Origin of the sequence: Streptomyces sp. NPDC002018, from assembly GCF_042890865.1 — a bacterium.
Taxonomy (GTDB): domain Bacteria; phylum Actinomycetota; class Actinomycetes; order Streptomycetales; family Streptomycetaceae; genus Streptomyces.
This window is the reverse complement of sequence record NZ_JBIASO010000004.1, coordinates 223,931-246,014: the sequence shown is the minus strand read 5'-3', so window position 1 is coordinate 246,014 and position 22,084 is coordinate 223,931. Positions and strand designations below refer to the sequence as shown.

Annotated in this window: 19 protein-coding genes and 1 tRNA gene; 4 read left to right on the top strand and 16 right to left on the bottom strand. The window is 69.1% G+C overall.

What is annotated here, in order from left to right:
• Nucleotides 1–78 precede the first annotated feature (78 nt).
• From ACFYYH_RS08645 to ACFYYH_RS08615, 7 genes are all read right to left on the bottom strand, one after another.
• Nucleotides 79–261 (bottom strand): FxLD family lanthipeptide, encoded by a 183-nt coding sequence (locus ACFYYH_RS08645; protein ID WP_388547695.1) that lies wholly within the window; start codon nt 259–261, stop codon nt 79–81.
• A gap of 479 nt (nt 262–740) precedes the next feature.
• A complete protein-coding gene (locus ACFYYH_RS08640; protein ID WP_388547693.1) occupies nt 741–1,667 on the bottom strand; it encodes an endonuclease/exonuclease/phosphatase family protein in 927 nt (308 codons plus the stop codon).
• A gap of 7 nt (nt 1,668–1,674) precedes the next feature.
• Nucleotides 1,675–1,905 carry a helix-turn-helix domain-containing protein gene (locus tag ACFYYH_RS08635; protein WP_388547691.1) on the bottom strand — a complete coding sequence of 77 codons (231 nt, stop codon included), beginning with the start codon at nt 1,903–1,905 and terminating at the stop codon, nt 1,675–1,677.
• Nucleotides 1,906–1,923: 18 nt separating this feature from the next.
• On the bottom strand, nt 1,924–2,862 hold the full coding sequence (locus ACFYYH_RS08630; RefSeq protein WP_388547689.1) for an endonuclease/exonuclease/phosphatase family protein: 939 nt from the start codon (nt 2,860–2,862) through the stop codon (nt 1,924–1,926).
• Between the two features lie 114 nt (nt 2,863–2,976).
• Nucleotides 2,977–3,498, bottom strand: a complete 522-nt coding sequence (locus ACFYYH_RS08625; RefSeq protein WP_388548108.1) for a DUF6302 family protein — start codon at nt 3,496–3,498, stop codon at nt 2,977–2,979.
• A gap of 8 nt (nt 3,499–3,506) precedes the next feature.
• Entirely contained in the window at nt 3,507–3,896 is a 390-nt protein-coding gene (locus tag ACFYYH_RS08620) for a DUF6415 family natural product biosynthesis protein (protein ID WP_388547687.1), read from the bottom strand.
• Nucleotides 3,893–4,339 (bottom strand): ATP-binding protein, encoded by a 447-nt coding sequence (locus ACFYYH_RS08615; protein ID WP_388547685.1) that lies wholly within the window; start codon nt 4,337–4,339, stop codon nt 3,893–3,895. The genes ACFYYH_RS08620 and ACFYYH_RS08615 overlap by 4 nt, the downstream gene beginning before the upstream one ends.
• A gap of 420 nt (nt 4,340–4,759) precedes the next feature.
• Here ACFYYH_RS08615 and ACFYYH_RS08610 point away from each other — a divergent pair, with 420 nt between their 5' ends.
• Both ACFYYH_RS08610 and ACFYYH_RS08605 read left to right on the top strand, forming a co-directional pair.
• On the top strand, nt 4,760–5,626 hold the full coding sequence (locus tag ACFYYH_RS08610) for a helix-turn-helix domain-containing protein (protein ID WP_388547683.1): 867 nt from the start codon (nt 4,760–4,762) through the stop codon (nt 5,624–5,626).
• A 17-nt stretch (nt 5,627–5,643) separates the two neighbouring features.
• The gene (locus ACFYYH_RS08605; RefSeq protein ID WP_388547682.1) at nt 5,644–5,865 is read left to right on the top strand and encodes a DUF397 domain-containing protein; all 222 of its coding nucleotides are present in this window, start codon (nt 5,644–5,646) and stop codon (nt 5,863–5,865) included.
• Between the two features lie 349 nt (nt 5,866–6,214).
• Here the strand turns inward: ACFYYH_RS08605 and ACFYYH_RS08600 are convergent, their stop codons facing one another.
• Nucleotides 6,215–6,505, bottom strand: a complete 291-nt coding sequence (locus tag ACFYYH_RS08600; protein ID WP_388547680.1) for a hypothetical protein — start codon at nt 6,503–6,505, stop codon at nt 6,215–6,217.
• A 91-nt stretch (nt 6,506–6,596) separates the two neighbouring features.
• On the opposite strand from ACFYYH_RS08600, the gene ACFYYH_RS08595 reads away from it, so the two are divergent.
• Together ACFYYH_RS08595 and ACFYYH_RS08590 are read left to right on the top strand one after the other, a co-directional pair.
• On the top strand, nt 6,597–7,259 hold the full coding sequence (locus tag ACFYYH_RS08595; RefSeq protein WP_388547679.1) for a helix-turn-helix domain-containing protein: 663 nt from the start codon (nt 6,597–6,599) through the stop codon (nt 7,257–7,259).
• Nucleotides 7,256–8,863: a tyrosine-type recombinase/integrase gene (locus ACFYYH_RS08590; RefSeq protein WP_388547677.1), complete on the top strand. Its 1,608-nt coding sequence runs from the start codon at nt 7,256–7,258 to the stop codon at nt 8,861–8,863. Before ACFYYH_RS08595 ends, ACFYYH_RS08590 begins: the two co-directional genes overlap by 4 nt.
• Before the next feature lie 130 nt (nt 8,864–8,993).
• Here ACFYYH_RS08590 and ACFYYH_RS08585 read toward each other — a convergent pair whose 3' ends face one another.
• The 8 genes from ACFYYH_RS08585 to ACFYYH_RS08550 all read right to left on the bottom strand — a co-directional run bounded on the left by ACFYYH_RS08585 (nt 8,994) and on the right by ACFYYH_RS08550 (nt 21,811).
• Nucleotides 8,994–9,803 carry a hypothetical protein gene (locus ACFYYH_RS08585; RefSeq protein ID WP_388547676.1) on the bottom strand — a complete coding sequence of 270 codons (810 nt, stop codon included), beginning with the start codon at nt 9,801–9,803 and terminating at the stop codon, nt 8,994–8,996.
• A gap of 277 nt (nt 9,804–10,080) precedes the next feature.
• Nucleotides 10,081–10,710, bottom strand: coding sequence for a hypothetical protein (locus ACFYYH_RS08580; RefSeq protein WP_388547673.1), 630 nt, complete (start codon nt 10,708–10,710; stop codon nt 10,081–10,083).
• A gap of 344 nt (nt 10,711–11,054) precedes the next feature.
• Nucleotides 11,055–11,128, bottom strand: a tRNA-Thr gene (locus tag ACFYYH_RS08575).
• A 97-nt stretch (nt 11,129–11,225) separates the two neighbouring features.
• Nucleotides 11,226–12,767 (bottom strand): alpha/beta hydrolase, encoded by a 1,542-nt coding sequence (locus ACFYYH_RS08570; RefSeq protein ID WP_388547671.1) that lies wholly within the window; start codon nt 12,765–12,767, stop codon nt 11,226–11,228.
• Between the two features lie 68 nt (nt 12,768–12,835).
• The gene (locus ACFYYH_RS08565; protein WP_388547669.1) at nt 12,836–14,041 is read right to left on the bottom strand and encodes a DNA polymerase III subunit delta'; all 1,206 of its coding nucleotides are present in this window, start codon (nt 14,039–14,041) and stop codon (nt 12,836–12,838) included.
• A gap of 332 nt (nt 14,042–14,373) precedes the next feature.
• Entirely contained in the window at nt 14,374–18,048 is a 3,675-nt protein-coding gene (gene tmk / locus ACFYYH_RS08560) for a dTMP kinase (protein WP_388547667.1), read from the bottom strand.
• Nucleotides 18,049–18,378: 330 nt separating this feature from the next.
• Nucleotides 18,379–21,222, bottom strand: coding sequence for a type I DNA topoisomerase (topA, locus tag ACFYYH_RS08555; RefSeq protein WP_388547664.1), 2,844 nt, complete (start codon nt 21,220–21,222; stop codon nt 18,379–18,381).
• A gap of 391 nt (nt 21,223–21,613) precedes the next feature.
• Complete coding sequence (locus ACFYYH_RS08550) at nt 21,614–21,811, bottom strand: hypothetical protein (protein ID WP_388547662.1); 198 nt, start codon at nt 21,809–21,811, stop codon at nt 21,614–21,616.
• Between the last annotated feature and the right edge of the window lie 273 nt (nt 21,812–22,084).

Below are 22,084 nucleotides of genomic sequence, written 5' to 3'. Positions count from 1 at the left end.
TCTGAGTCGGGGCGGGTTGGCCGGTGTCGCTGCACCGTTCGCACAGCGACACCGGCCTGGGAAGGGCGTGGCCTTCGGTCAGGCCACGTTGGTGGTGCAGGCTCCGCAGGTGGAGCCGCAGCCGTCGTCCGTGAGGTTGGTCAGCCCGGCCGCGTCCCCGACTTCGAGGAGCGCGACGTCCAGCTCGAAGCCGTCGGACGTCGCCGACTGCGGCGCTTGTGGGTGTACCTGCGTGGTGCTCAGGTCAGTAGTGGGTGCCATCTGAAACTCCTTTGATCACGAAGGGATGTTGCGGATGGTGGTGCCGACCAGGCTCCATCGGGCGGAGCGTAGCCAGGTGGTTACCCCACCTGGATGGTTCCTGGCCATCCCAGCTCACCAGGCCGGTCGGCCCGTGGAAGCTGGGAAGTCTTCGGGAAGTGCCAGTGGGACGAAGGTGATGGATGACAGCCGGTTGCGCTCCCCATGGTCTCTGGCGCCCCCGCTGCCGAAGGCTCAGCGAGCACCCCGACGGCGGGGGAGTCAGGCCGTGCCGCCAGCGTCCGTGGAGGAACGAGCCGCTGGGACACGGAACCGAGGAAGTGGTGATACCGAGCGTGGCCATGAGTACTGCGTGGGGCGGCTGTGCCCGGCGAGAGATGCCATTCCCCGCCAGGGGCGGGGTCGCTTGTCCTGCGCCAGGCGCGACACCGCTCGGTGAGCTGGGCCCCGTGGCAGCTGGCTCACCAAGTGGCCGTCTGTCAGGCCGTAGCCTGTTGGAGCGCGCTGGGCTGCCGGTTGAGAATGTCCGAGAGGCGGTCAGTATCGAGCGTGAGGCGAACGATGTGATGATCCGACATCGTTTCGGGGACCTCGATGATGTCGATATCGGTGACCGCCCCCAGCAAGTCGGCGGTGGCATAGAGGCGGTCTATCCGCGAGTCCGGCCCGTGCGTGGCGGAGGCGTTGACGGTGCGGGACATCGCCGTCCTTTCCCCGTCCTTCGCATTCGTGGCCCAATGGCGGGCTATGTCTTCCAGGCCGGCTGTACGCAGGGCTTCGTCCGGTCGGGTGTCCATCACCCGGGCCCCGTCCGGGCCCGGGTATGAGCGGTGTAACCGGTGAGGTTCGTCGGCGATGTGCTCCAGGGTCGGCAGCGGAACATCTCCGTCGAGACCGGGTGCGGGGTAGGAGTTGTTGTCGCCACCGATGAGGGCGGGTATCCGTACGGTCTCGCCTTCCGGGGCGGTCCATTTCTTGTCGGCCCAGGTGGACAGCCATTCGGTCTCGGCGAGGCGAGTTGTCGGGGAAGCGTAGTTCAGGTGGTAGGAGGCGACGGCGAGGGGCGTGGACTGGCTGCCTGCCGGTGTGAAGCGCAGGGTCAGCGCTGTGGGCGGCAGGACCCACATGGGCCCGGTGGCAGGCCATTCCCGTAGCGGCTGGAATAGGTTCTGGTCGGCGAAGACCGCGGTGCAGGCTTTCGCCCCGAGCCAGCCGCGCAGGCCGAGCACCTCCTCCAACTGGTACATGGTCTCGTTGCCGTTGGCGTCCGAGCCCCACATCTCCTGACGCAGTACGAGGTGCGGGTTCAATGAGACGAGCATCTCGTGTGCCCGAACGCGCTTGGCCGTGTCGCCGGCGCCGTTGTTCTCGAAGTTCCAGGACAGGACCGTGATCTGGCGGCTCATGCTGTATTCACCCTTCCGCGTCGCTTTCCTGCCCGCCGCGGGAGCGCAGCGTGATGTTGGCGTCGGATAGGACCGTGTGGATCGCGCCGTACGACCGCCCCGTTTTTTCGCTGATGGCGCGGATACTGGCGCCGCGCAGGACGTAGGCCGCGACCACCTGTTTGGCGAAGGCGTCCGCTTCGGAGCCGGACAGGCGTGTGCCCGGAGGAATCCATGGGAGATCCAACTGCTCTGACATCGCTCTTGTTCTCCGGGGTCAGACGGCGGTCACCGTGGCGGTGGACAGCGCGCGGCGCAGGGCGGCAAGACTGAAGGTGGCCACCACAGGGGGGTGGTCGGACACTTCGAGGATCTCGTCGTTGACGACTACTTCCAGCTTGGTCAGGGCCCCGACTATCTGAGGGGTGGCGTATATGCGGTCGATGCGGTGCCTCTCGCCCTGGTCCTTGCGCCACAGCGACGCAGTGGGCGCCAGCGCCGACGGCTGACCCAGGCAGGTCGCGGCGTAGTGCCCCAGTTCCACGAACACCGGCGGCCGGTCGTCATGGATTCCGGAGAGGATCCGGTCCGGCTCGGTGTCGGAGACCCGTTCACCGTTCCGGTCGATCGTGCGGTGCTCGAAGTGACTGCGGTCCTCGACGCTGCCCCAGTCGGGCAGTGACTGCACCTCAACCGCGGTGTGGGGGTAGGAGTTGCAGTCACCACCGATGATCGCCGCCATTCCCGGCTTGCCCAGAGTGGTCAGGCGCTTCGCCTCGTTGGCCCGTCGGCCGGGGTCGAAGGAACACAGGTGGAATGAGGCGATGCTCAGCTTGCCGCGAGCGCCCTTGAGCTTCACCACCGGATTGCAGACCGGATGCCACATGCCAGTGCTGTGTTCGTAGTACTCGGTCGGCACCAACAGGGCCGGGTCGGTGTAGACGCCGGTCGGATTGGCCGACTCGGGAGTGGCCTTGGCGAGGAACGCCGTGTGGCCGCCGAGACGGGCGGCCTCCGCCCAGACCGCGCGCCCGCCGTACATATCGGCCCGCGTCAGCTCCTGGCGCAGCAGCACGTGGGGCCTGAGAGCGGCGAGAACATCCATCGCCAGATGCCACCGTTCATCGGCACCGTCACGACCGATTCCGTTGTGCTCGATATTCCAGGAGACAACCCGGAAGATGTCGTTATCGGGCAAAGGCTCGGGCTTGGTCAAGAGATACTCCTTCGGGACACGTTTTGGCAGGGCAATGCACCTCCACTACGCAAGCGGAGAGTTCTGGTCAGGCCGTGGCGCAGGCCGGACAACGGCTGATCCACGACTCGTGAGTCAGGGAGCGGGAGCCCCATGTACGAGGCCCCTCTTCGGCTGGTCTCGATGCTGCGGGGGATCAGCACGTGACTGACCGGAGAGCGAGTCTGAAGCCGCGCCAGAATCAGTGCCAGGAAGCGGAGGAAGGTCGAACCGGCCGTCGGTGATGGCGCGATCGGAGTAGCCGTAGAAACGCCCTCGCGCATTGGTGTCTCCCGAGGGGGCGGTCTCGCCCCATTCCACGATGTAGCAGTGATCGGGTGATGGAGCCCACCGAAATCGCGGAGAGGGAAAGCCTGGCTGCCCCCAGAGGGCATCGCAGACGGCGAGAGCGATCCGCTCGTCGTCCACGATGAAGAACCCGCCACGGCGGCATCCGCCGACCGGCACAGCCAGGAGCGGGGCCCGGAAGACCTGGATGGCGACACCGACCGCCGCCAGACGAGGATCAGCAAGCCGTGAGCGTACGTATTCGTAGTTGTACGCCTGCCACGGGGGCCGCAGGTGAACATGCAGCGGAGCGGGGACGGCCAGCGACACGGCGTCGTTCACGAAGACTCCTCTATAAGCAGTTCGAGGACGTCCAGCGTCATCACGGCCAGTCGGCGCAGGTAGGCCAGGGCCTCCACGGCTGACGCAGGCAGAGCCAGGGCCCAGAGGAGCACCGCTCGATTGAGTAGGTCCTTACCGCAGGGGCTGGTCTGTTCTCGGCGGGCGACCGGAAGAAGCCGGCCCAGGGTCTTCCTCAACCGGTCTGCGAGGCCCGTCATGTCCCCCGGGGTGGGATCGGCGTACTCATCGAGCACCAGGTCCAGGTCCGCGCAGACGTCATCCAGAGCCACCGGCAACGGGTGCCAGTCCCTCAACTCGTCCAGAAGACGTTCCAGGGTCACACGATGGGGCTGGGACACCGCGGTGACCATCCGCCCGGCAGTCACGGCCAGATCCTCATGGCGAGGTGGGCCCGGACCGTCTTGCCACCGGATTCACGCAGGAACCATGAAAGGGATGCACCCAGGTTCCGGGCGAGGAGGAGCCCTCGGCCGCCTTCAACGTCGGCAGGCGGGTAGGTCATCTCCCCGAAGCCGGGGAACACGCCAGCCGGATCGGCGACGTCAATCTGGAGAGTGCTGTCGTCCAGCACAGCCGCGCGCACCGTGAGCAACTCGCCTGCGATCCAGGCGTGCTTGACCGCGTTGGACGCCAATTCGGATGCGATCACGACCGCGTCCTCCAAATCGCCATGCCAGCCCATCACCGTGAGCTGCCGGCGGAGGTGCATCCGGATGAGACGTACAGAACCGGGCACCATCGCGTAGTCCATTGCCCACTCACGGGCCACGAGCCCGCTGCGCACCGGCTCGGTTCGCACCGTGATCACCGGGCCCCCTCAGACGCAGACGTGATTGCGGCGTGGCACGTAGTCCTCTCGGCCGCCGCCATCGCGGCCCTCTTGCAGTGAAATGCCTCGAAGTTCGCGGCGAGCGACATGACGATCCTCCGCAAATCCTGGGGAAACGGCACACACCGACCCCCGACTTCCGGCTCTCAGACGCCGTCGGGTTGCGTATGCGCTGGGGTAACCACCGTGCTGCACCTTGGGGTTAACCTTCAACCGAATCTGCAAAGGCAGGAATATTGGCACATGCCACTGCACGAGCAGCGGTCTTCTTTGGGGAGGGACAGCGTGGGAGACTCAACACACGGGCTGGCCGACCCCCTACAGGGGCGCGGCGAGCTGTCACAAGGGCGAGCGGACGACCCACACAAGTATTCGATGATCTAGGGAGAGGTCACACTTGTGGCAGCAAAACGGGGTCCCACGTTCCGCAGGCGGGAACTGGGCAAGGAACTCCGACGCCTACGTGAGAAGGTCGGCCTGACGATCGAGGAAGCGGTCGCCGGCCTCGGATTCAGTGAAACCAAGCTCGGCCGGGTGGAGACAGGTCACAACAGCCTTCCGCGTATAGAAGACCTGGTGAAGCTGCTTGACCGATACGGCGTCGAAGACCTCGACGACCGCGAAGCGTTGCTGACCCTGAACCGGGACTCGCTCAGCCGGGACCCGTGGCTCCCGTACCGGGATGTCATGCCGTCAGGAATGCCGATGTACGTCGGACTGGAAGCCGATGCACGGGAGATCCGCGCATGGCAGCCCATGTACGTCTTTGGACTCTTCCAGACGGAGAACTACGTGCGCTCTCTGTTCATGACGGGCAAGCCCGTCGAAGAGACCACCACCGCGTTCGTCGAGAACAACGTCCGCCTACGGATGGAGCGAAAGCACCTGATCACTCGTGCAGACGGCCCTCTGATGCTTCGCGTCATCCTGGATGAGTCGGCACTGCGCCGGGTGATCGGCGGAGTGGACGTCATGAGGGAGCAGTACGAGGAGATCGAACGGCTCGCGGCTCGCGACAACGTGGTGGTGCAGATCCTTCCGCAGAGACTCGTCACATACCGCGCAGACATCAATTTTGCGCTCCTGGACTTCGATGCCCCTGTGGACTCGGTCGTCCAGTCAGATATTCCAGGCAGCATCTCGGTCACGGACAAGCCGAGCGATGTCTGGAAGTACAACCAGAGGTTCGACAGCATGCGCGACGAAGCTCTGGCGCCCTCGGCAACCGCCGGCTTCCTACACCAACTAGCACGAGAGATCGAGTAGCCATTAACACTCACCTGATGGCACCTGAAGTAGCCCCCGAGCACCTCTGGAGGAAGTCCTCCTACAGCGACCAACAGGGAGGCTCCTGCGTCGAGATGGTGGAGCTGACCAGCCAGGTCGGCATCCGCGACTCAAAGGCGAAGAACGGTCCCGCCCTGGTGCTTCCCGCTGCGGCTTGGACCACCTTCGTGGACCTGGTCCGTTCCGGGGCGTCAGCATCTGGCGCTACCACCGACTGATCGAGCGCAGCACAACCGTAGCGTCCCTCCTCGCCTGACAGAGAGGAGGGACGCGTTCCGCCATTCATGCCTCGCCAGGACCGCCCACGACCGTAAGAGTGCCCATGGCCCCATCACGGGGATGGTGGACGCTCGTGGACTTCATCATGCCGAGCGTTGGCCGCACCCTGCACCAATGCCAGCGGCCGGGTCAGGGTCGGAGTCCTACCCAATGCTCTACAAACTCGGGACAAAAACCGCTACCGCGCATCCGATGCAATGAGCGTCGGCGGGAAACATCGGAACGCTCTCCTTCGAGGAGAGCTCCGCGCACGTTGTTTCTTCGGACAATCCCGGACACCGGTGACCCCTATACGCATATTCCATCTTGCTCGCCGACCGTCGTCTCGGGCTGGTCGGTGTCGGGCTGCCGGCGCTCCAGCCCGAGCAGCTTCAGCAGTTCGGCTGTGACCACGCGGTAGGCGTTACCCAGCCGCAGGACCTTGACCGGATATACCCCTTGTTTGGCGAGCCCGTAGCCAGTGGACCGGCCGATCATGAGGGCCCGGTTCGCGGTGTCGAGGTCGATAACCACCGGGAGAGCTAGCAGTTCCTCGCTTGTCAGCCCCCGCGTCTCACAAGAAGAAGTAAGTGCCTTCACGGTACCCTCCTGGCGTCTTAATGTGCCTTCACACGCCAGAATGTGTATCACGGAGTTGCGGCCGCACTTGCTTGCCACATAAAGTGCAGCCATGAACCCTGAGCAATGGCCAGCTTCTCTGACTGCACGGGTAGCCAAGGCCATGCGCGACTCGCGCAAGGCCGCTGGCCTCACCATGGGGGACGTCGCCCAGGGCTGCGCCGCCCGCGGGCTGCCGGACATCACCGAGCAGACCGTCAAGAACCTGGAATCCGGGCGCAAGGCCAGCATGACGATCGCCGACTTCATCGTCCTGGCCGACGTCCTGACCGTCCCACCGGTGTCGCTCCTCTTCCCCCTCGGCACCGCCGCCACCGTGGAGATCCTCCCCGGCAGAACGGTGTCCACCTGGGACGCTCTCGCCTGGTTCACCGGCGAGACCCCCACGGCCCAGCCCGCCGCTGAAGGCACCTCCCGCGAGGTCCTCGACACCTTCCGCACCCACGGTGACCTGGTGGCCGCCGCGATGGCCTCCACCACCCTGGCCAAGGAACGGCGTCGGGCGGCGAGCACAACTCTGGACCGCGCGCTCAGAGCTGCTCTGCTGGAACGCGCGGCAGGCTACGAGGAGAACGCCTTCGAGGACTGCCAGGACCTGCGCGCCTTCCGCACCCGTATGTGTGAGCGGAGCCTCGTGCCCCCCGCCCTTCCCGAAGAGATCGCCTTCGTCGACCGGCACGAAGCAGACAGCCAACCGGAGGACGGCCTTCAGTGAGTGGAACCACTACCCGGCGGTGCTCCTGCCGTGACCCCAAGACCGGGAAGAGCTACGGCAAGGCATGCCCGAAGTTCACCAGCAAGCGCCACGGCACGTACGCCGTCCGCCATGAACTGCCGGCCCGGCAGGACGGCACCCGCCGCGAGTACCGCCGATCCGGCTTCCCCACCGCCACCAAGGCCACCGAGGAACTGGACAAGGTCCGGGCGCTGCTGTCCATACCCGACGAGGACGACCCCGCCGGGCAGATGCTGATCAGCGACCTGCTGGAGTCCTGCGCCCGGAGCAAGGAGCCGCTGCCCGACTACGACGAGACCCGGCGCCGGTTCACCACCGGCCAGCCCCTCAACGCGAAGACGACCGTCGCCGAATGGCTTGACCTGTGGCTCGCCGGCCGCAAGCGCCTGCGACCGACCGGACTCAAGCGATACGAACTCGACGTGCGTGTCCACCTCAAGCCACACCTGGGCGAGATACGCCTGGACAAACTTCGGGTGCACCACCTGGACACGATGTTCGGCGCCATCAACGAGAACAACATCGAGATCGGCGAGCAGAACGCGCAGCGGCGGGCCGCCATCGCCCAGCTCCGGGCAACCTCGCGCAAGGGCGCGGACGGCCGGGCCCAGCGCGCCGCGCTCCAGGAAGCGATCGAGGCCATGCCGCCCTTCCGCCGGATCACCGGGGCCAGCACCCAGCAGCACATCAAGGCCACTCTGCGCGCCGCGCTGAACGTGGCCATCGCTCAGCAGGCCATGCCGAACTTCAACCCGGCCGAGCACGTCGAGCTGGTGCCTGGCACCAAGCCCAAGGCGCTGGTGTGGACCGATGAGCGCCTCGCCCACTGGCAGACCACCGGCGAGAAGCCCTCCCCCGTCATGGTCTGGACCCCGCAACAGACAGGACTCTTCCTCGACTTCATCGCCGACGACCGCCTCTACGGTCTGTGGCACCTGATCGCGTTCCGCGGCCTTCGACGTGGTGAAGCCTGCGGGCTGCGGTGGATGGACCTCAACTGGACGGACTCCTCGCTCGCCGTGGCCACCCAGCTCGTCCAGGACGGCTGGGAGATCACCGAGGGCGCGCCCAAGACGAACTCCGGGGTGCGCACCATCGCGCTGGACGAAGAGTCCATCGCATACCTGCGCGAGCAGAAGAAGCGACAGGCCGGCGAACGCGCCCAGTGGGGCACAGGGTGGAAGCTGACCGGACGCATCTTCACCCAGGAAGACGGCTCCTGGCTCCACCCCGGCAAGGTCTCCGACCTGTTCGAGCGCCTGGTGGCTGCCGCCGAACTGCCCCCGGTCCGCCTCCACGATCTGCGCCATGGCGCCGCGACCCTCATGCTCGCCGCCGGGGTCGACATCAAGGTCGTCTCGGACACCCTCGGCCACTCCGACACCCGCATCACCCGGGACATCTACCAAGCCGTCCTCGACGACCTCGCGCGTGCCGCAGCCGAGGCCGTCATCAAGCTCGTTCCTCGCGCCCGCACCAGCGGCAATGCGAGCCGCAGTACGGGGCGGTTCCAGCGCATGCCGGGGATGGCCCAGCCAAGGCGCCTCCGCGACAACGAAGCCGGCGACAGCCCGAGTGCGTAGGCGATCCAGCTGCACGTGCCCCGGTCAGTGCATCACTGACCGGGGCGTTGCCTTTCGTTCAGCCGCCTGAGCCAGTGAGGGCCTGCGCGGTGGTATGGCCGCCGCACGCCACAACTGAGACCGCGGCGCATCACACGGGCGCGGTCGCTCGCTCCTTGTAGAGGTGGAAGCCGTGCTCGACCATCTGCACCGCACGCGTGGTGACCCAGACCATGATCTTGTAGTCGGTAGAGAGCTTGGTGAAAGCGACGTTCCCGACCTGACCGACTATCTCGCGTTCCAAGAAGCCCATGCTGTGCACGTCTCCATGGGCGAGGGCGCTACACGCGCTCCAGACGGCCTCGGCCTCGGCCGCTCCCACACCAGCTAGGTAATCACCAGCAGTGCGAACCATCTTCTTGTAACCGAAGGCCAGTTCCTTTTTCACGTCACTCGGCGGGATCCCGGCGCCAACAGCCAGATCCGTGATCTCCTTCGCTCGCTCAGCTTTGGTGCGCCTCGGGGTTGTACCGAGCAGTTGGTTCATACGGTCCGAGTGACCGTTGTCCTCCATCTGCAGGGCGAGCCGGCGCTGGATACGCGTCAGCCGCTTGCCGGGCGCGAGCAGCCACACCGCCCGAGCGCCGTTCTCGAACGCCCCGCGCAGCAGCGTCGCCTGGGCGTACGTGTGCATCGTGACGGTGATTTCATCGCCCTGCTCGTCGCCGACCAGGCTGCGACGGAGGCAGTGCAGGTGATCGCTGGCGACGGTAAGCGCCTGCCAGGCCAGGTGCGATACCTGGTATGGGTTTATCTTGGCGTCGTCACCCGCCAAGGCGCTGCCCGGCTGCACGTCCCAGGCGGAGAGGGGCATGGAGGTGAGCGCCTCGTATGGCTTCGTCTGCTCCAGCCGCGTCAAGATCGCCCGAAGGTACTGCTCTTCATCCGTGCTCGTTGTCACGGGATGAGGGTATTCGCCGAACTCGCCCGCACGCGACCGGCTTTCGGGAGCGTGTACACGACGCGTACATTGCGAGGCTACTCATGTCAGTGCACTGTGAGCCGCCAGGGGAGTATCGCAGGCGCTGGCGCGCGCCGTGGCGAAACGGGACTCCGTAGGCAGTCTCCTCCGCCTCGATTGATCGACAAATGAATCCAGCAACTCAGCTGCCCCTCCCCTGCGAATATTGGTCGGCAGGGAGGCAAGAGGGCGATTTTACAGCTCCCGCCATGGTGATCTACTTCTGGCTCCAGCGGTGGGCGAGCGCGGCGTCAGTGCGCAGAGTTGCGGGCATGCCCGCATCCACTTCGCCCTGGTCGTGCCGTTCGCCGCAGGGGCAAATGCTCCATCCGTCGCGTTCCACGCGTACGGCTACCGTCTCGGTGATGCTGGCAAGTTCGGTCAGCACGCCGACCGGCATCTCGGCCTCATCGCCAGCAGCGGCAGAGGACAGCGCCGATCCGATCTCGGTGGCCAGGTCCAGCGCGTGAGCCGCGGTGCGGCCGTCGCCATTCAGAGTCGCGTACTTGCCGGCTTGGGCGGCGGCCATCACCAGGCGGCCCGCCACGCGTACCGGCACCGCGACGGTGCGGGCTTCGACCCGAACCGGCCGTACGGCGTGCACATCTTCGGCACCCTCGCGGTCGGGGCCCGCAGCGGCAGTGATGGCCCCGGCCACCGCCTCCGGCTGTACCAAGTGGAGAGCCTCCTCCTGGTCCATACCGATCCGCTCGGCCACGGAGCGGACCATCAGGGCCACCACGTCGCGCACGGCCACCGGTTCGACCTCGACGCCCCGCGTCAGCAGTACCGCGCTCGTCTGGGCAACGATCGCCTTGAAGCCCACACTTTCCTGGATATCCGGCACCCGTCCAGCCTACGGGCTGCCGCTTGTCGGGTAACGACAAGTACGCAAGGACGGAGCACTGTTCCGCGAGACGGTCCTCCTGTGGCTGGCCCATGCCCACCGAGCGGCCGGAAGCACCTGTGGCAAGCAGCGGGCAGCCGACCGCACACAGCCCGCAGAGGTTCTCTACGCCCCGCGCCGTACGCACCTCCGTGGCGGCCCGCTGCGCTCCCGCTGTCCCGATGCGCTCCCCTCGCGCTCCCCCGGCCCCCGGCGGCCATCACCAGCCGGACCAGCAGGACCGCGACACACAGAGGAAAAGCGAAAGGCCCAGGTCAGAGAGTGTCTGACCTGGGCCTTGAATGAGCCGCCTTCGGGATTCGAACCCGAGACCTACGCATTACGAGTGCGTTGCTCTGGCCAACTGAGCTAAGGCGGCGTGCCGTGTGGACCATGGTGCGGTCTGCGGCGCCGCCAAGTCTACACAGTTTCCGGGGGTGCTCCGTACCTGCCCCGGGTGGGGGTCTTTTCGCAGGTCAGGAGCACTTCTTGGCGTTCGGCGGGGGTGTGCCCTCCAGGAGGTAGGTGTTGATCGCCGTGTCGATGCAGTCGCTGCCCCGGCCGTACGCCGTGTGGCCGTCGCCCTCGTAGGTCAGCAGGGTGCCGGAGGAGAGCTGGGCGGACAGGGACTGGGCCCACTTGTAGGGGGTGGCCGGGTCGCGGGTGGTGCCGACGACGACGATCGGGGCCGCGCCCTTCGCCTCGATGCGGTGCGGGGCGCCGGTGGCCTTGGTGGGCCAGTAGGCACAGTTCAGGGAGGCCCAGGCCAGGCCCTTGCCGAAGACCGGGGAGGCCTCTTCGAAGGAGGGGAGGGCCCGGGTGACCTCTTCGGGGCCGGTGAAGGCGGGCGGGAGGTCGAGGCAGTTGACGGCCGAGTTGGCGTACATCAGGTTCGCGTACGCGCCGTCGCCGTCGCGTTCGTAGTACGAGTCGGCGAGGGCGAGCAGGGGGGCACCGTCACCGCTCATGGCGGCCGCCAGGGCATCGCGCAGTTGGGGCCACGCGGACTCGTCGTACATCGCGGCGATCACACCGGTCGTGGCGAGGGACTCGCCCAGCGGGCGGCTCCCGCCGGTGGGGACAGGACTGGCGTCCAGGGTCGTGAAGAAGGCCTTCATCCGGGTCGAGACCTCGGCCGCCGATGTGCTGCCCAGGGGGCACTCCGCCTGTTTGACACAGTCCTGGGCGAAGGACTGGAAGGCCGTCTCGAAGCCGGCCGTCTGGTCACGGTTCAGATCGCGGGCCGGCAGGGACGGGTCCATCGCGCCGTCGAGGACGAGGCGCCCCGTACGCCGGGGGAACAGCTCGGCGTATGTCGCGCCCAGGAACGTGCCGTACGAGGCGCCCACGTACGACAGCTTCTTGTCGCCCAGCGCGGCGCGGAAGATGTCCATGTCACGGGCGGCCTCGACCGTGGAGACATGCGGGAGGATGTCTCCGGAACGCTTCTCACAGCCTTGCGCGAACTTCTTGAAGGACGCGGCCAGCAGTCCGGTCTCGGCCTGGTCGTCGGGAGTCTGGTCGACCTGGGTGTACTCGTCCATCTCCGCGCCGGTGAGGCATTCCACCGGCTCACTGCGGGCGACTCCGCGCGGGTCGATGGCCGCCATGTCGTACCGGGCGCGCACCGGCGCCGGGTAGCCGATGCCCGCGTACCCCTGGAGATATCCGATCGCCGAGCCGCCGGGGCCACCCGGGTTGACCAGGAGTGAGCCGAGCCGTGTGCCGGGGCCCGTGGCCTTCTTGCGGGCGACGGCCAGTTCGATCTCCGTCCCGTCCGGCTTGGCGTAGTCGAGCGGTGCCTTCAGCGTGGCGCACTGGAACCCGGAGGCTCCGCACGCGCGCCAGTCGAGCTTCTGGTCGTAGAACTTCTTCAGGGCCGCCGGATCGGAGGCCGCCGAATGCGACGCCGCCGGATCGGAGGCCGTCGAGCCCGACGTCGGCGTACAGCCGAAGACCAGCAGACCGGCAGCGGCCAGCGCGGTGGCGGAGACACGGAACAGGCGCCTGTTGTCCATTCGGGGAGCCTAGCCGCCGGATGGCGTACGCCGCCTGTCGATGCCCGTACGGATGAATAGGCCTTTTGTCAGCCCGCCCGCAGCGACACCGCCATCGCCTCCACGGCCAGCAGTGGCGCCACATTGCGGTCCAGCGCCTGGCGGCAGGCGCTGATCGCCTCTATCCGGCGCAGGGTCCGCTCGGGTGTCGAGGCACGGGCGACACGGTCCAGCGCGTCCCGTACATCCCCGTTGGCCAGCGGGACCCGTGAGCCGAACTGGAGGGCCAGCACATCGCGGTAGAAGCCGGTCAGATCCGTGAGGGCGAGATCGAGACTGTCCCGCTGGGTACGGGTGGAACGCCGCTTCTGCCGATCGGCCAGTTCCTTCATCACCCCCGCCGTGCCCCGGGGCATCCGGCCGCCGGCCGAGGCGCCGAGCGCGGCCTTCATGTCCTCGGTCTCCTTGGTGTCCACGTCCTCGGCGACCTGCTTGGCGTCCTCCCCCGCGGCGTCGACCAGCTCCTGGGCGGCTCTGAGACAGCCTCCGATGTCATCCACCCGCAGGGGCATCTTGAGCACGGTGGCACGGCGGGCGCGGGCCCGTTCGTCGGTGGCGAGGCGACGGGCCCGGCCGATATGCCCCTGGGTGGCGCGGGCGGCCGCGTGGGCGGCCTCCGGCTCGATGCCGTCCCGCCGGATCAGCACGTCGGCGACGGCGTCCACCGGTGGCGTACGCAGGACGAGATGGCGGCAGCGCGAGCGGATGGTGGGCAGGACGTCCTCCAGAGAGGGCGCGCACAGCAGCCAGACCGTACGGGGCGCCGGCTCCTCCACCGCCTTCAGCAGGACATTGCCCGCGCCCTCGGTGAGGCGGTCCGCGTCCTCCAGCACGATGACCTGCCAACGGCCCACGGCCGGGGAGAGCTGAGCACGGCGCACCAGCTCACGGGTCTCCTTGACGCCGATGGAGAGCAGGTCCGTACGGACCACCTCGACATCGGCGTGCGTACCGATCAGGCTCGTGTGACAGCCGTCGCAGAAGCCGCAGCCCGGCTCACCGCCGAGCGCGCGGTCCGGACTGGTGCACTGGAGCGCGGCGGCGAAGGCGCGGGCCGCGGTGGAACGGCCCGAACCCGGCGGCCCGGTGAACAGCCACGCGTGCGTCATCTTCGACACCTCGGGCGGCGGGGTGCCCGAGCCGTCGGCCGTCACCTGCGCGTCGGCGTCACGGGCGGCGGCGGCGAGCGTCACCTGAACGCGGTCCTGCCCGACCATGTCGTCCCATACGGTCATACGCCGTCACCGCTCCTTGCCATCCGCTGTCCTGCCGTGTGCGTGGTCGCGGCGTGCCCGCCGTGCCGCTGGGGCAGCCGGGGCCGCAGGGGGCATCCCTACATCCCCCGGTACATCCCCGGCTCCGGTCCCACCGCTCCGAACCCTTTCGATCCCATTGTGGGGCCGGGGTCCGACAACCGGTCCCCGCCAGCGCGGACATGCCACGCGACGGCCCCACGCGACGGCGCCACATGAGGGCGCCACACGCGGGCGTACGGCGACCGCACACGACGGAGATCCCCGCCACCGCGCCGTGTCCCGTACGCCCTCAAGGGATGAGCGGCGAGGGCTCAGCGGCGGCGCCTGCCGTCGGTCTCGTCGTCGTCCTCGCGCGGGCCGAGCAGTTCGTCCGCCAGGCTCGGAAGATCGTCCAGCGGAGTCTCCTCCGCCCAGTCCGAGCGACGGCGCGGGCGGGGGGACTCCGGCTCACGTTCCGGGCTGCCCTGCGGAGGGAACTGCGGCATCTCGCGCGTGCGCTCGTTGCCGCCCTCGGCGGCCGCGGCCGATTCGTCGTCGCGGAAGAAGCCCCGCGGCACCCGGTCGGCGGGATCGCTGTTGCGTACGGGCGGCAGCACGGCGGTCTCGTCGACGGCGCGCGGATCCCGCGCGTCCCGTGCGTCCCGTGCGTTCCCAGTCCGGTGCCCGCTCTGTGTGCCCCGCGTGCCCCGATCGTCCGCGGAGCCGCCGGAACCGAACCCGGAGCCGGAGCCCCGCTCCCCGTCCCGCACCGGCGCCGACGGCACCTGCGGGAGCACCGCGGTCTCATCGACCCCGCGATCCGCGGAGCGCTCGGGCGGCGCGGGCCTCTCGGACGGCTCCGGCCGTTCCGGCACCCGCGGAATGACCCGCGTCTCCTCGGCGTCCGGCGCTCCCGCCACGCGCGGGTCGGCCGGCCGCACTGCCGGGACCTCCTGGGTCACGTCGTCAGGCGTGATCGTCCGCTTCCGCATGACCGGCGTGGGCACCGTGAGCTCATTCGGCGAGATCGCAGACCCGGAGCCGGAGCCGGAACCAGATCCAGACCCGGAGCCGGCCGAGGCAGTGGGGCCACTGTCGGAACCGGGACCGCTGGAACCGGGACCGCTGTCGGAACCGGGCGCCGGTTCCTCGGCGAGCCGCCGCGCCTCCTCCGCCCGGAGCAGCGACTCCTCCGCCCTGCGCTGCTTCTCGCGGCGCCGCTCCTCGGCCTCGGCGCGCAGCCTGGCCTCTTCCTGGGCCTGCCTCCTGAGCCGCGCCTGCTCCGCCTCGTACGCCCGCTCCTCGGCCTCCCGGCGCGTACGCTCCTCCTCGGCCAGCCGCCGCGCCTCCTCGGCGCGCTCCCTGGCCTCCGCCGCCTCCCGTTCGGCCTCGCGCTGCCGCTCCTCCTCCAGCTCGCGGCGCTTGCGCTCCTCCTCCTCGGCACGGAGCTTGGCGAGCTGGGCCTGGCGCTCGCGCTCCAGCCGCTCCTCCTCCGCCTTGCGCGCGGCCTCTTCCTCAGCCCTGCGGCGGGCCTCCTCGATGGCGGCCCTGCGTGCCTCCTCACGGGCCTTCACCTCGGCCTCGGAGAGGGGCAGCATCTGGTCGAGCCGGTGCCGTACGACGGTGGTGACCGCCTCCGGCTCCTGTCCGCCGTCCACGACCAGGTAACGGGCGGGGTCGGCGGCGGCGAGGGTGAGGAAGCCCGACCGTACCCGCTGATGGAACTCGGCCGGCTCGGACTCCAGCCGGTCCGGCGCCTCCGTGAACCGCTCGCGCGCCGTCTCCGGCGAGACATCGAGCAGCACGGTCAGATGCGGTACGAGACCGTCCGTCGCCCAGCGCGAGATACGGGCGATCTCGGTCGGCGACAGGTCACGCCCCGCACCCTGGTAGGCCACGGACGAGTCGATATAGCGGTCGGAGATGACGATCGCGCCGCGCTCCAGGGCGGGGCGTACGACCGAGTCCACATGCTCGGCGCGGTCGGCGGCGTACAGCAGTGCCTCCGCGCGGTTCGACAGCCCCGCGCTCGACACGTCCAGCAGGATCGTGCGCAGCCGCTTGCCGACCGGGGTGGCGCCCGGCTCGCGGGTGACCACGACTTCGTGGCCCTTGGCACGGATCCACTCCGCCAGCGCCTCGACCTGGGTCGACTTGCCGGCTCCGTCGCCGCCTTCGACCGCCAGGAAGAAGCCGCTCCCGGCCGGGGAGAGGGCCGGGTCCGCGCCCCCGCGCAGCGCGTCACGCAGGTCACGACGCAGCGGCACTCCGGAACGGTCGTCCGTCTTGGCGAGGACGACCGCCGCGACCGGGAGCAGCAGCGCGCCTACCAGCATCAGCGTGAAGGCCGCGCCGTCGTGCGCGAAGACAAGGGTTCCATTGGCGAGGCGGTGCGGGCCGATGGCCGCGGCGACGAGGGGGGCGACAACCACGCCGACTGCGACAAAGACCCTGACGACAGCTTGCAGATGTTCGGTGACTCGGTTTCGACGGTACTCCTCCGCCTCCAGGTCGATAAGCGCGTGTCCGGTACTCGCCACGACCCCGGCCGCGAGGCCGGCGAACACCGCGAGGAACAGCACGGTCGCCATGTCCGGCACCAGCCCCATGGCCAGCAGCGCGATGCCGGTGATCGCGACCCCGAGCGCGAACAGACGTCGGCGTGACAGGGCGGGCAGCACCTTCGCGGCGCCGCGGATGCCGAGTCCCGTACCGCCCGTCAGGGCCAGGATCAGCAGGGCGAAGGCCACGGGGCCGCCGCCGAGGTCCTTGGCGTGGAGTACGGAGACGGCCACGGCGGACGCGACGGCTCCCGCGATCGCGCCGCACGCGAGGACCAGCAGCGGCAGCGCACCCGTACGCCCCTTGTCCCGGCCGCCGCCCCGGCCGCCGGGAACGGCGTCGCCAGCGGCGTCGGCGGCACCCGTACCGACGCCCACGCCCACGTTCACGTTCACGCCCACGGCGGACGGCCGTCGCAGACCTGCGAGCGGGGAGCGGGGACGCGGCGTACGGCCGTCGGGCAGTTCCAGGAAGTACAGGGTGGACACCGACGCGGAGAACAGTCCCGCCGCGACATACGAGCCGAGGGCCGCCTGATGCGACGAGAACCAGTCGATGCCGAGGCCGAGCAGATTGCCGACCAGCGTGGCGACGAGCAGGACGAACGCCGCGACGGGCACCGCGGCGAAGGCGGTACGGAGGGAGAGCCGGCGCAGCGCGTCGAGGTGGTCGGGCAGTGGCCGTACCGCGGCGCCCTCCAGCGGCGGGGGCGGCAGCAGGGCGGGGGCGGCGCTCTCCTTGGCGACCGTCCAGAACCTCTCGGCGACACCGAGGACGAAGACGGTGCTGAGCAGGATCGGGAGCGCCCGGTCCGGTGACCATTCGAGCCACAGCGGCGCGACGATGAGCAGCAGGAGGCGGAGCACATCCGCGACGATCATCGTCCAGCGGCGGTCCAGCGGACCACCGTCCTTCGCCGGCTTGGCGGGCCTGGCGGCCTTCTTGCCGGCCTTGCCGGGTTTCCCGAGCTTTCCGAGCCCGCCGCGTTCGACGGACTTGTCGGCCACGCCCTCGGCGCCGGTGCCGGCGCCGGTGCCGGCGCCGAAGTCGGCCCCCGTGGCCCCACCCGTGCCGACGGCCCCGGCCGCGGAAGCCGGTCGCCTCCCGCCGCCCGGCGCGAGCAGCGCCGACAGCGGTCCCAGAAGGACTGTGCCGAAGAGCAGCGTCGCGAGGACCCGGGCGCCGAACACGGCCGCGACGGCGAACGCCGCGCCCCGGTATCCCGCACCGAATGAGCCCTCGGCGATCGCCGCCTGCAACGACAGCAGCAGAAGCACGAGTACGGCGAGTACATCGCCGATACCGCCGGCGAACTGCGCCCCCCACAACCGCCGAAGCGGAGGAAGGCGCAGCAGGGACCGCACGGCACGCTCTCGTGAGTCTGCGGCAAGTGCGTCGGAGTCGGAGGTGGGGCTCACGACCGTTGGCTGCTCGGCTCGCGTCATCCGCCCAGCCTATCCGGAGCTGTTGCCTCCCTGGAGGCCCCGTCCGAACACGCGGACGCACACGAGCCGAACACGCGGGCGCACACGAGGTCCAACGGCGCACACGAGGCCCGTCGGGGACCGTTCACCCGGCCCCGCCACCGCACGCGCGCTTACCCGCACCCGGCCCACGCCCGGCCGACACGCGCACCACCGTACCCGTACCCGTACCCGTACCCGTAGAGCATGGGCACGGACGTAAGCACGGGTACGGGTACGGGCGTGGACGCGGCGGCAGGCCCCGCCACTCGCGGAGGCCCTGCCACTCGCCGCCACTCGCCCCAACGGGCCTTACGCGTCGTCCGTCTTCGTGGACGACGCCGTCTTCGCGGACGCCGCCTTCGCGGACGCCGTCTTCTTGGCCGCCGCGGTCTTCGCCGTCGTCTTCTTCGCGACGGCCTTCTTCGCCGTCGTCGCCTTCTTGGCCGGGGCCTTCTTCGCCGGAGCCTTGGCCGTCTTCTTCGCGGTCTTCTTCGCCGGGCTCTTCGCGCGCTTCTCCGCGAGCAGTTCGTAACCCCGCTCCGGAGTGATCTCCTCGACGCTGTCCCCGGTCCGCAGGGTCGCGTTCGTCTCGCCGTCCGTGACATACGGCCCGAAACGGCCGTCCTTCACCACGACGGGACGCTCGCTCACCGGATCCGTGCCCAGTTCCTTCAGCGGCGGCTTGGCCGCGGCACGCCCGCGCTGCTTGGGCTGGGCGTAGATCGCCAGCGCCTCGTCCAGCGTGATGCTGAAGAGCTGGTCCTCCCTCTCCAGCGACCGCGAGTCCGTGCCCTTCTTCAGATACGGGCCGTACCGGCCGTTCTGCGCGGTGATCTCGACACCCTCGGCGTCCTTGCCGACCACCCGGGGCAGCGACATCAGCTTCAGCGCGTCGTCCAGCGTCACCGTGTCCAGGGACATGGACTTGAAGAGCGAGGCGGTACGCGGCTTGACCGCGTTCTTGCCGGTCTTCGGGGTGCCGTCCGGGAGGATCTCGGTGACATACGGACCGTACCGGCCGTCCTTCGCCACGATCTGATGGCCCGTCACCGGATCTGCGCCCAGTTCGAAGTCGCCGCTCGGCTTGGCCAGCAGCTCCTCCGCGTACGCGACCGTCAGCTCGTCGGGCGCCAGGTCCTCCGGCACATCGGCGCGCTGGTGGCCCTCCTCGTCCTTCTCGCCGCGCTCCACATACGGCCCGTACCGGCCGACGCGCAGCATGATGCCGTCGCCGACGGGGAAGGACGAGATCTCGCGCGCGTCGATCGCGCCGAGGTCGGTGACCAGTTCCTTGAGACCGCCGAGGTGGTCCCCGTCCCCGTTGCCCGCGCCCGACGCGATACCCGCGTTGTCGTCGCCCTCGCCGAAGTAGAAGCGCCTGAGCCACGGCACCGCCTGGGCCTCGCCCCGCGCGATGCGGTCGAGGTCGTCCTCCATCTTGGCCGTGAAGTCGTAGTCGACCAGCCGGCCGAAGTGCTTCTCCAGCAGATTGACCACGGCGAACGAGAGGAAGGACGGGACGAGCGCCGTGCCCTTCTTGAAGACATAGCCGCGGTCGAGGATGGTGCCGATGATCGAGGCGTAGGTCGACGGGCGGCCGATCTCCCGCTCTTCCAGCTCCTTGACCAGCGAGGCCTCGGTGTAACGGGCCGGGGGCTTGGTCGCGTGACCGTCGACCGTCAGCTCCTCGGCGCTGAGCGCGTCGCCCTCGGCGACCTGCGGCAGCCGGCGCTCGCGGTCGTCCAGCTCCGCGTTCGGGTCGTCCGCGCCCTCGACGTACGCCTTCATGAACCCGTGGAAGGTGATCGTCTTGCCGGAGGCGGAGAACTCGGCGTCCCGGCCGTCGCTCGACCTGCCGCCGATCTTGACGGTGACGCTGTTGCCGACCGCGTCCTTCATCTGGGAGGCGACGGTCCGCTTCCAGATCAGCTCGTACAGCTTGAACTGGTCGCCGGTCAGACCCGTCTCCGCCGGGGTGCGGAAGCGGTCGCCCGAGGGCCGGATCGCCTCGTGCGCCTCCTGCGCGTTCTTGACCTTCCCGGCGTACGTACGCGGCTTGTCCGGCAGATAGCTCGCCCCGTACAACTGCGTGACCTGCGCACGGGCCGCCGAGACCGCCGTGTCCGACAGGGTCGTGGAGTCCGTACGCATATAGGTGATGAAGCCGTTCTCGTACAGCTTCTGCGCGACCTGCATCGTGGACTTCGCCCCGAAGCCCAGCTTGCGCGAGGCCTCCTGCTGGAGCGTCGTCGTACGGAACGGCGCGTACGGGGAGCGGCGGTACGGCTTGGACTCGACCGAGCGGACCGAGAAGGAGGTGTCCGTCAGCGCGGCGGCGAGCGCCCGCGCGGCGGCCTCGTCGAGGTGCAGCACCTGGTCGGACTTGAGCCGTCCGTCCGGGCCGAAGTCACGGCCCTGGGCGACACGCCGGCCGTCGACCGCGTTCAGCCGGGCGACGAGCGAGGAAGGGTCGGAGGCGTCCCCGGCGCGGCCGGTGGAGAACGTACCGGTCAGATCCCAGTACTCGGCGGAGCGGAACGCGATGCGCTCGCGCTCCCGCTCGACGACGAGCCGGGTCGCGACGGACTGGACACGGCCGGCGGACAGGCCGCGCATGACCTTCTTCCACAGGACCGGCGAGACCTCGTAGCCGTAGAGGCGGTCGAGGATTCGGCGGGTCTCCTGCGCGTCGACCATGCGCGTGTTGAGCTCGCGCGGGTTGGCGACGGCGGCCCTGATCGCGTCCTTGGTGATCTCGTGGAAGACCATCCGGTGGACCGGGACCTTGGGCTTGAGCACTTCCTGGAGGTGCCACGCGATGGCCTCGCCCTCGCGGTCCTCATCGGTGGCGAGGTAGAGCTCGTCGGATTCGGCCAGCAGCTCCTTGAGCTTTCTGACCTGGGCCCTCTTGTCGGCGTTGACGACATAGATCGGCTGGAAGTCGTGTTCGACGTCCACGCCGAGGCGCCGCACCTCGCCGGTGTACTTCTCGGGCACCTCCGCGGCGCCGTTCGGGAGGTCGCGGATGTGCCCGACGCTCGCCTCGACGACGTAGCCGGGGCCGAGGTACCCCTTGATCGTCTTCGCCTTGGCAGGCGACTCGACGATGACGAGTCGGCGGCCGCCGTGTGCGGTCTCGCTGGTCGGGGACAACTTCGCTCTTCTCTCCGGTCGACGCTCGGTGGGCCCGTACGGCAGTACGGGGCGTACAGCAGTACGGGCGTACGGCACGGCCGGGCGCGGGCGGCCCAGCGGTGACGCTGCTTCGCTGCGGAGTGTGACGGTACAACCCGCCCCCGTGTCAAACGGCAAAAGCCCGCAACGGCCACTCGAACGGTAACCCGACTCCAGGCATTCCTGCCGCCCGGACCCCCGTGCCCGTCGCGTCGCGCGGCACCGGCCCGGCCGCCGCCGGAACGTTCCGGAACGGTCGCGTCCGAGGGCTTCGAAACCCGTACGGTGCAGGTCCGGCACCCGGGCGGCGGTCGGCGCGGGTCTGTTCGATCATGGTCCGGCGGTACGGGACCGGCTCCGGGGAAGCGGATCAGATACGACCGAAACACCACACGCCGAGAGCGAGAAAGAGCACGCCCGAGAGTGTCGCGAGCGTGATGGACGCCGCAGGCCGCACCCCGTGGGCCACCGGCGCGCGGTGGAGCACCCGCGCCACCGTCCACAGCAGCAGTCCGGCGCCGAACAGCGCGAACACCGCTCCCGCGAAGATCGCCGGCCCGCTCTCCATGTCCGTACCTCGCTCCTGGCATGACGCCCTTCACGGGGCGCCGGGGGTTCAGGAGGCCGAGGCTGACACCCCGGGGCGTCAGGGGCACGAATTCCGGGTGAACGCCACGCGCGTGTTCGCCGCCCGCTCGCCGGGACCCGCTGTCCGGACCCGCCCTTCCGGACCCACGAAGACCCACGGGCGACCGGGTCGGCAGCGAGAGCCGGGCCGATGCCCCGGCGGACGGGCCGCCCACGGGCCGGTCGTCACCGGCCCGTCGTCACCGGCCCGTCG

Bases quoted from the DNA above. Each gene is read 5' to 3' on its own strand.
- ACFYYH_RS08595 (WP_388547679.1), top strand. From the start codon at position 6,597: ATGAACCCTGAGCAATGGCCAGCTTCTCTGACTGCACGGGTAGCCAAG.
- ACFYYH_RS08570 (WP_388547671.1), bottom strand. From the start codon at position 12,767: ATGGACAACAGGCGCCTGTTCCGTGTCTCCGCCACCGCGCTGGCCGCT.
- ACFYYH_RS08640 (WP_388547693.1), bottom strand. From the start codon at position 1,667: ATGAGCCGCCAGATCACGGTCCTGTCCTGGAACTTCGAGAACAACGGC.
- ACFYYH_RS08565 (WP_388547669.1), bottom strand. From the start codon at position 14,041: ATGACCGTATGGGACGACATGGTCGGGCAGGACCGCGTTCAGGTGACG.
- ACFYYH_RS08645 (WP_388547695.1), bottom strand. From the start codon at position 261: ATGGCACCCACTACTGACCTGAGCACCACGCAGGTACACCCACAAGCG.
- ACFYYH_RS08550 (WP_388547662.1), bottom strand. From the start codon at position 21,811: ATGGAGAGCGGGCCGGCGATCTTCGCGGGAGCGGTGTTCGCGCTGTTC.
- ACFYYH_RS08605 (WP_388547682.1), top strand. From the start codon at position 5,644: ATGGCACCTGAAGTAGCCCCCGAGCACCTCTGGAGGAAGTCCTCCTAC.
- ACFYYH_RS08635 (WP_388547691.1), bottom strand. From the start codon at position 1,905: ATGTCAGAGCAGTTGGATCTCCCATGGATTCCTCCGGGCACACGCCTG.
- tmk (WP_388547667.1), bottom strand. From the start codon at position 18,048: ATGACGCGAGCCGAGCAGCCAACGGTCGTGAGCCCCACCTCCGACTCC.